Source organism: Barnesiella sp. CU968, from assembly GCF_905219685.1.
GTDB classification, from domain to species: Bacteria; Bacteroidota; Bacteroidia; order Bacteroidales; family Muribaculaceae; genus Lepagella; species Lepagella muris_A.
Map to the genome: position 1 here is coordinate 1 of NZ_CAJMXD010000196.1, position 5544 is coordinate 5544.

At 48.8% G+C, this 5544-nt stretch carries 3 protein-coding genes; all 3 read left to right on the forward strand.

Annotated elements, in window-relative coordinates; translation table 11 throughout:
* Positions 1-135: 135 nt before the first annotated feature.
* Complete coding sequence (locus JX312_RS08505) at positions 136-3246, forward strand: efflux RND transporter permease subunit (protein WP_204457697.1); 3111 nt, start codon at positions 136-138, stop codon at positions 3244-3246.
* A gap of 16 nt (positions 3247-3262) precedes the next feature.
* Positions 3263-4453, forward strand: coding sequence for a TolC family protein (locus JX312_RS08510; RefSeq protein ID WP_204457698.1), 1191 nt, complete (start codon positions 3263-3265; stop codon positions 4451-4453).
* An 11-nt stretch (positions 4454-4464) separates the two neighbouring features.
* Positions 4465-5544 (forward strand): C69 family dipeptidase (locus JX312_RS08515; RefSeq protein WP_255563911.1); only part of this gene is annotated, 1080 nt, incomplete at its 3' end.

Sequence of the window (5544 nt, forward strand, 5' to 3'; positions counted from 1 at the left end):
TGCGCACAGTGATTCATTCGGGATTGAAAGAGAATGAGCGTATTGTAGGTAAGGGAGCGGTTCTTGTGAAACTCGCGCAGGCATCCGGCAAGCTCGACGCACATGCCGGTCATGTGCATTAAGAAGGAGGAAGCTATGAATTTTATAAACAGGCTTATAGATTTCTCATTGCGCAACAGACTGGTTATTCTGTTGGCGGCATTGCTTGTGATTGCCGGAGGTGTATACACCACGAAAAAGATGGATGTTGATGTGTTTCCCGACCTCACGGCTCCGACAGTTGTAATAATGACAGATGCCAAAGGTATGGCATCGGAGGAGGTGGAGCGTCTTGTGACATTTCCGATAGAGACTGCCGTCAACGGTGCCACGGATGTGCGCCGAGTGCGTTCCGCCTCTCTGCAGGGCAATTCCTTCGTATGGGTGGAATTTGACTGGGGCACCGATATATTCAAGGCGCGTCAGATAGTTTCGGAAAAGATGGTGGCTCTCGGAGAGTCGCTGCCCGAAGGAATCACACCTACGCTTGCACCTCAGTCAAGTGTGATGGGAGAGATTCTGTTCATCGGACTGCAGTCTGACAGCACCTCGATGATGGAGTTGCGCACGCTTGCCGACTGGGTGATAAAACCGGCCATCCTTGCTACGGGAGGTGTCTCGCAGGTTACCAATATCGGAGGAGAACTGAAGCAATACCAGATCCTTGCCGATCCTCAGAAGATGGATTTTTACGGGGTGACGATGGAGAAACTTGAAGAAGTGGGCAAATCTTTCAGTGTCAATTCTGTGGGAGGCGTGATCCGAGATTATGGTAACGAGTATGCCTTGAGAGGAATGGGGCGCACCACTGATCTTGAAGCCCTTGGAAGCACTCTTGTTAAAACCCGTAACGGCAAGCCGGTGGTTCTTTCAGATGTTGCCGAAGTTAAGACCGGAGCCGCTGTCAGGATGGGTAATGCTTCGCAAAACGGCAAGCCGGCGGTCATTCTGTCCGTGTCCAAGCAACCCAATATCAATACCCTTGAAGTTACGGAGCAGATTGAGGAGAATCTTGAGGCAATCAAGAAGTCACTTCCGTCAGACGTGAGGATGGATACCAAAATATTCCGTCAGGCTGATTTTATAGAGGCTTCAGTGAATAATGTGGGTCGTTCGCTTATAGAGGGCGCAATTTTCGCGGTGCTTATCCTTTTTGTCTTTCTCGCGAGTGTGAGAACAACCCTTATATCGGTTATAGCGATACCATTGTCATTGCTTGGAAGCTGTATAATCCTTTATTTGATGGGGATGAACATCAACACCATGACACTGGGAGGAATGTGCATAGCCATCGGCTCGCTTGTCGACGACGCGATCATAGATGTGGAGAATGTCTATAAGCGGCTTAGGATGAATCATGCCCTGCCTAAGGAGGATCGTCTTCCTGTGATGAAAGTTGTCTACGAGGCGTCGAAAGAAATCCGGTCGTCTATATTGAATGCAACATTCATTATCATGGTTGCCTTCATCCCGCTGTTCTTCCTTACAGGAATGGAGGGCAGGATGCTCAAGCCGCTTGGAATCGCATATATCGTGGCGCTGTTCATGTCTTTGATAGTGGCAATGACCGTGACTCCGTTGCTTTGCCGCATGATGCTTTCCGGAGACAGGTATCTTTCGAAAAACGAGAAAGAGAGCTGGATGTCAAGAAAGCTGTCGTCAGTTTATTTTAAATCTCTCGGTTGGGTGTTGGCTCATGGCAAGCCTGTAGCTATAGGTACAGTCATTGTTTTTGTTGTAACTATCGGTCTTTTTATGACCATGGGAAGTAGCTTCTTGCCTGATTTCAACGAGGGTTCAGCTACCATTTCGGCTGTTGCAAAACCGGGAGTGTCGCTTGAAGTAAATGATAAACTCGGGAAGATGATGGAGGAAGCGTTGCTTGAGGTGCCCGAAGTTACCGCCACTGCTCGCCGTACGGGGCGTGGTGAACTTGACGAGCATTCCCAAGCCACAAACGGAGCGGAGATTGATGTGCAGTTTAATCTGAAAGACCGCAGTCGTGATGAGGTTTTTGACGATATGCGGAGCCGCCTTGCCAAGATTCCCGGAATCGCCGCTACCATCGGTCAGCCGCTGGGGCACCGTATTGACCATATGCTTACGGGAACGCGTGCGAGTATAGCTATTAAGATCTTCGGCACGGATCTGAGCCGGATGTATATGATCGGCAATAACATCAAGGGATATATAGACGAGATTCCCGGAGCAGTTGATGTCAGTGTGGAGCAGCAAGTGGAGACGCCACAGTTGCAGATCCGTGCGAATCGTGATGCTTTGGCGAAATATGGAATCACGATGGATGAGTTTCATAAGTTCGTGGAGCGGGCTTTTTCGGGAGATAAGATAGGAGACATGTATGAAGGGCAGCGCAAATTTGATATAGTGCTTCGCCTTGACAAGAATTATACTGAAGATATAGAGGGTGTCAAGAAGGCTTTGATAGATACCGGCAGCGGCAGGAAGGTGCCATTGGAGGAGGTCGCGGATATTGTTTCAGCCGGAGGCCCAAATTCAATCTCCCGCGAGAACGTGCAGCGAAAGTTGGTCGTTTCCGCTAATGTCTCGGGGCGGGATGTCGTGAGTGTTGTGGAAGACATACGCAAGGCTGTGGATGCTAACATCAAGTTGCCCGAAGGATACAGGATTGAATACGGAGGACAGTTTGAGAGCGCGAAGAATGCGTCACGCACGCTCTTTTTCACTACCGTGCTTGCTTTGATGGTGATCTTCCTGTTGCTTTATAGCGAATTTAAGAATATTTCTCTTGCGGCAATAGTGTTGCTTAACCTGCCTTTTGCGCTTGTAGGAGGTGTTTTGGCTGTCTATTTTACATCGGGAGTGGTGAGCATTCCGGTGATAATAGGATTCATTACCCTCTTCGGTATAGCAACGCGTAACGGTATATTGTTGATTTCCAAATATCAAAGGCTGATAAAGGAAGGAAAGACAATTAATGAAACCGTTTTGCATGGTTCTATCGACAGGTTGAACCCTATCCTTATGACGGCATTGACATCGGCTCTTGCCCTGATTCCGTTGGTATTCAACGGAGATAAATCGGGCAATGAGATCCAGAGCCCCATGGCTGTGGTTGTGCTTGGTGGATTGCTTACATCTACTTTGCTCAATATCTATGTGATGCCTATTGTTTATAAATGGTTTGTGGAAAGAAAAACAGTGAAAAATGAGAATAAGAATCAATAATATAAAAGATAACGCAATGATTAGGAGAACTGTATCCTGTCTTGCAATGTGTCTGTCGGCAGTCATGCCGCTTTTTGCCGGGAATACCGACGGGCAGTTCCGTAAAATTCTTGATGAGATCGAACGCAACAGCACTACGCTTGCGGTTTATGGAAAGAGCACCGAGGCTCAGAAGATCGGTAACCGCACAGGTCTTGCTCCGGAAAACCCTGAGATAGAACTCGGTTATCTTCCCGGAATACACGGCGGCGCACGCAAAGATATCGGAATAAGTCAGAGTTTTGATTTTCCAACGTTGTATTCCCGCAAGGGTAAGCTTGCGGATGCACAGAATGTCTCTGCCGATCTCCAGTTGCGTTCGCGCCGCATGGATCTTCTTCTTGAAGCGGAGAGGTGCTGCATAGAGCTGGTTTTTAACAACGCGTTGGCTGCGTTGTATTCCCGTCAGCTCGATAATGCAAAAGCGGTTGCGGATGCTTACGAGCGCAAGTTCAGGCATGGTGATGCGACCAGAATCGAGTGCAATAAGGCTGCGTTGAATCTTACAAATATGGAGAATGAACTCAAAAAAGTGAATCTTGAGCGCAGACAACTGTTGTCGCGTCTGACAATGCTCAACGGCGGAGTCCCCGTGGAAATGGCTGATACTTCTTATAACCCCGTAAGGCAGCTTCCGTCCGATTTCCGCGCCTGGGTTCTTGAGGCGGAGGCTGCGAACCCGGCATTCGCATATCTCAGACAGGAAATTGAAGTGGCAAAAAAGGGAGTAGGAGTGTCCAAAGCAATGGGACTGCCTAAATTTTCAGTTGGTTATGCCGGAGAATTCACTCCGGATGAGGGTTGGCAAGGTGTAAAACTGGGAGTCAGCATCCCTCTCTGGGAAAACAGAAACAGAGTAAAACATGCGCGCGCGGAAGTGGCTGCCGCTGAGCAGGCTATGGATGACGCCCGTCTGCAATATTCCGCACGTCTTGAATTCCTTTTTGAGCAGTGCCGCGAACTGACGGGTAATATTTCGCGTTACGAATCCGTTTTTGAAAAAAACAGCAACGATGAGCTTCTTTACAGGGCTTTTACCGGCGGAGAGCTTTCTCTGCTTGATTATCTGCTTGAACTTGAATACTATTTCAATTCATATGAGAAGCTCATGCAGACGCAACGTGATCTGCGTCTGGCTCTGGCTGAATTATATGCATACGAACTTTAAATGACTTTCTCATGAAACTCAAAAATCTATTCGCCCTCTGTGTGTTGGCGGCATCGACATTGCCTTTGGCGGCGCAAGGCGAGAACGAGGCATGCACAAGTATAATGGTCGGGAGAAAAGCTTCTGCCGACGGGTCTGTGATGACAAGCCATACCTGCGACTCATGGTATCGCACATGGATGCGTTATTCGCCGTCTGCCGATTTTCCCCGCGATACCGTTACGAGCATATACGGCGGCAGAATGCATACCGAATATCCCGGCAGCATGGACGGTGTCACCGAAAGGGGAAAGATTCCCCAGGCGAAACACGTCTACCGCTTTCTTGACACTGCTTATCCCTGTCTCAATGAGAGGCAGCTGGCAATAGGAGAGACTACATACTCCGGTCGCGACACACTCTGCAACCCGGAGGGTATGTTCATGATCGAGGAGCTCCAGAGAATTGCGCTTGAGCGATGTTCGACAGCCCGCGAAGCCATAAAACTTATGGGAGAACTCATAAAGAAATATGGTTATGGCGATTCGGGAGAATGTCTTACAATTGCTGATCCGAAGGAGGTCTGGATTTTTGAGGTTCAGGGAGAGGGTCCGAAAAAGAAAGGAGGAGTATGGGCGGCAGTGCGTATACCCGACGACCATATTGCTGTGTCGGCGAATGTAAGCCGCATCGGTAATATAGATTTAGCGGATACCGAAAACTATATGGCTTCTGACAATGTGAAGGATGTTGCTAAAAAGTTAGGTCTCTGGGATGGAAAGGGGGAATTCTCTTTCTGGAAAGCATACAGTGGGGGCAATTATCTGAAGGAACCTAAGAATTATAGTGTGAGGGAACTTTTTATCATGCAGCAGCTTGCCCCTAATGCCGGTCTTTCCGGTGACATGCCGGAACTTCCGCTCAGCGTGAAGCCGGAGAAAAAGGTGTCGGTTGAGGATGTGGCGCGTTTGCTCGGTTCTTATTATGAAGGAACGGATATGAATCTCAGCGGACGGCTTAAAGTCAAGAACCCCCGAAAGAAAGAGGACGCAGATGCTCAAGAGCCGGACTCGATTGTGAGCGACCGTGCCAATCCGTGGATGCGTCCTGAC

Bases quoted from the DNA above. Each gene is read 5' to 3' on its own strand.
- JX312_RS08505 (WP_204457697.1), top strand. From the start codon at position 136: ATGAATTTTATAAACAGGCTTATAGATTTCTCATTGCGCAACAGACTG.
- JX312_RS08510 (WP_204457698.1), top strand. From the start codon at position 3,263: ATGATTAGGAGAACTGTATCCTGTCTTGCAATGTGTCTGTCGGCAGTC.